The 3,117-nt window shown below is 73.5% G+C and carries 3 protein-coding genes; 2 read left to right on the top strand and 1 reads right to left on the bottom strand.

Going from position 1 to position 3,117, the window contains the following annotated elements; translation table 11 throughout:
- Positions 1 to 1,003 (top strand): hypothetical protein (locus tag HLB15_RS23065; RefSeq protein ID WP_171109049.1); only part of this gene is annotated, 1,003 nt, incomplete at its 5' end.
- 74 nt (positions 1,004 to 1,077) lie between these two features.
- A complete protein-coding gene (locus tag HLB15_RS23060; RefSeq protein ID WP_171109046.1) occupies positions 1,078 to 1,872 on the top strand; it encodes an FHA domain-containing protein in 795 nt (264 codons plus the stop codon).
- 116 nt (positions 1,873 to 1,988) lie between these two features.
- On the opposite strand, the gene HLB15_RS23055 is transcribed toward HLB15_RS23060, so the two are convergent.
- Positions 1,989 to 3,117: hypothetical protein (locus tag HLB15_RS23055; protein ID WP_171109044.1), on the bottom strand; the 1,129-nt coding region annotated here is incomplete at its 5' end.

The following is a 3,117-nucleotide window of genomic DNA, read 5'->3' as shown; positions in this document are numbered from 1 at the left end:
GGTCGCCGGAGCGCTCGTGCTCGCGGCCGGTGCGTGGTTCGCCCGCGACCGGGTCGTGGCGCAGGACGGGGTGCCGACGGCGTCGGACGCCGCGGACGTCGCCCCGCCGCGCGCGAGCGCCGCCATGATCGGCGACCCGGTCACGGCCGACCCGTGCGCGCTCATCGACCTCGAGGCGATGGGCGAGTTCGGGCTCACCCGGACACGCACGGACAACGGCGAGCTCAACACGTGCGAGGTCGTGGTGACGCGGAGCGACGGCGCGATCGTCGCCGTCGGCGCCACGCTCTGGCACAACCACGAGAAGCCGGGCGAGCCGAACCGGCGCTTCGGCCGCATCGTGGTCGTGAACGACGAGTACGAGATGCCGGAGGAGTGCAGCCGCGAGCTGTTCCTGCCCGGCGGCGACTACAACATCTCGCTCGACGTGTGGCAGGAGACCTGGGACCAGACGTCCGAGAGCGCCGGCGAGGTCGACAACCTCTGCGCGATCGCCGACGCCAACCTCAACCACGCCACGTCGATGCTCAACGGGGGTCAGGTCCCCCGCCGCACGCGGCCGTTCGCGGAGGGCTCGCTCTACACGGTCGACGCCTGCGAGCTGATGCAGGGCGAGCCCCTGTCCCGGCTGCCCGACGTCGACACGGCCCACCCGCTGGCCGGGTTCGCCGACTGGGAGTGCCGCTGGGACACGGACGACGGCAAGGAGCTGCGCGTCCTCTTCCAGTTCAACGAGCCGCTCACGGAGGACGACGGCGACCGCTACGTCGTCGACGGGCGCGAGCTGTTCGTCCGGGGCGACACGTGGTCGGCCGACTCCTGCCTCGTCGACGTCGTCAACCGCGTCGCGGTCAGCGAGGACGGCGACGGCGACGTGGTCGCCGAGCTCGTCCGCATCCAGCTCCAGGACGAGGACGGGGAGTCCCCGGACATCGACGCGCTGTGCACCACGGCCCTCGACATCGCGGAGCCGGTCGCGGCCGCGCTGCCCGCGGTGGGCTGAGCCCTGGGGAGGGGTCCCCGGGGGTGCGTGCGACGATCCGGCACGGGATCCTGCACGGAGCACCTGGAGGTCACATGACGGACATCCCTCTGCGGGAGGGCGCCGAGCAGCTCTCCCCGCAGCACGCGAGCCTCGCGTTCGGCGTGCCGAGGTCGGACCCCGGCACCATCTACGCCCTGTCCGTGACGGGCGGCGTCCGGTTCACCGCGCGCGAGGAGCGCACCGTCGTGTTCGGCCGCAACCGCCCCGACGTGCACGTCTGCGTCGGCGAGGACGACCTGCGGATCAGCCGCAACCAGGGCACGGTGACGTACCGCTCGGGTCGCTGGTGGCTCGCCAACACCGGCCACCGCGCGCTGCAGCTCCCGCGCTCGATGACCCTCTTCCCCGAGGACGACCCCTACCCCGTCGAGCCCGGCTACACGCCCGTGTTCGTCAACGGCACGGCCCGCCGCAGGCACCTGCTCGAGCTCTACGTCGCGGACGACGACGGCCGCCTGCCCCGCCCCGCGCCCGACGCCGAGACGCTGCGCGACAAGCCGTGGAAGCTGCGTGCCGACGAGCGGCTGGCCCTCGTCTCGCTCGCGCAGAAGTACCTGCTGCACGAGGCGTACCCGCAGCCGTGCACGTGGCAGCAGGTCGCGCAGGACCTCGTGGCGCTGCAGCCGGGCGAGCCGTGGACCGCCAAGCGCGTCGAGCACCTCGTCTCCGGCGTGCGCAAGCGGCTCTCCCGCGCCGGCGTGCCCGGTCTGACGCGCGAGGAGGTCGGCGAGCCGGTCGGCAACATGCTCAACCACAACCTGGTCACCGAGCTGCTGCAGACCCGCACGCTCGTGCCGCCGGACGTGCTGCTGCTCGAGGAGCTCTGACGGTCCGCACCGGTCCGCACCGGTCCGCTTCGAGAACGACCTGAGGGACCGATCCGAACCTGGATCGGTCCCTCAGGTCGTTCCCGAAGCGGACCAGCGACAGGGGCGCCACGGGCTCAGCTCTGGTAGACCTCGAACATCCCGCGCAGGTCGGCGGAGTCGAACGCCGACCGCTTGGTCTCGGGCGGGGTCGCGAACGAACCGAACGTCGTGACGAGGATGCTCGGCGGGCACGGGTCGCCGAACTCGTCCGAGAACGCCTCGACCTGCTTCCCTGTGCGCACCTCGTAGAGGCGCACGTCGAACCGGCTGGCGTAGAACCGGACGTCGGACCAGTACGGGAACAGGTCGCTCTCGTACGCGCACGTCTCCTGGTAGGAGCCTCGCTTCGGCCCGTCGACGCACGCCACGAGCACCGTGTCGTCCACGTCCCCCGCGAGCCACGGGCGGGGGAAGTCGTGCGCGGCGGGCTTGATGCCGAACACCTGCATCGGGTTGCCGCCCTTGCGCCGGTACCCGGTCGCGCCCCGGTACGGCTCCGGGTGGGCGCAGTACCGGCCGGTGTCGAGCAGGCGGGCGACCTTCTTGCGCTGGATCGCCGTGACGACGTCGTCGAGCTCGTCCGACGCGACACCGGCCCTCCGGTCGTCGCGGTGGTCGCGCAGGAACGCCTCGTACGTGTGGCGGGACGCCGTGAGCTCGTCGGCGTCGGCCAGGTCCCGAGCGCACCCGAGCACGCGCCGCGGCACCTCGTCCGCCGCCGCGGCCACCGGCTCGGCCACCTCGGTCCCCGCCCAGTCCCCGGCGTCCACCCACTCGACGACGTCGCGGACCGCGCAGTGGTCCTCCACCTCGGCGAGCCGGGTCAGGAAGGCCTCCACGACCGCGCGCACCTCGCCCGCCTCGTCCGGGGTCTCCGCCAGGGACACCTCGAGCTGGTCGAAGCCGGCCTCGAGCGCTCCCTGGTCCGGCCCGTGCGAGTCGCTGTACGCGGAGCGCAGCAGGAGGTCGGCGCGCCAGGGGCCCGCGCCGGACCACCGGGCGCCAGGGTGCCGCAGGTACGCCGCCGCCACCTCGGCGGCGTCCGTCCGGTCGGGCACGCCCGGCTGCACCAGGCCGCGGGCCTCGAGCAGGAGCTCACAGGCCTCGAGGTCGGCGGCCGCGCCGCGCACCGCCGGGCCGTTCACCGCGCGGTCGGCCGCGTCCAGGCCCCGCACGAGCTCGCTGGTGCGCTCGCAGTCCCCC

Source organism: Promicromonospora citrea (genome assembly GCF_013004695.1).
Lineage (GTDB): Bacteria > Actinomycetota > Actinomycetes > Actinomycetales > Cellulomonadaceae > Promicromonospora > Promicromonospora citrea.
Note: the sequence above shows the minus strand (reverse complement) of the source record. Positions and strands in the feature narration are given on the sequence as shown.

Excerpts from the sequence above, each read along its gene's own strand:
- HLB15_RS23060 (WP_171109046.1), top strand. The coding sequence starts at position 1,078 with ATGACGGACATCCCTCTGCGGGAGGGCGCCGAGCAGCTCTCCCCGCAG.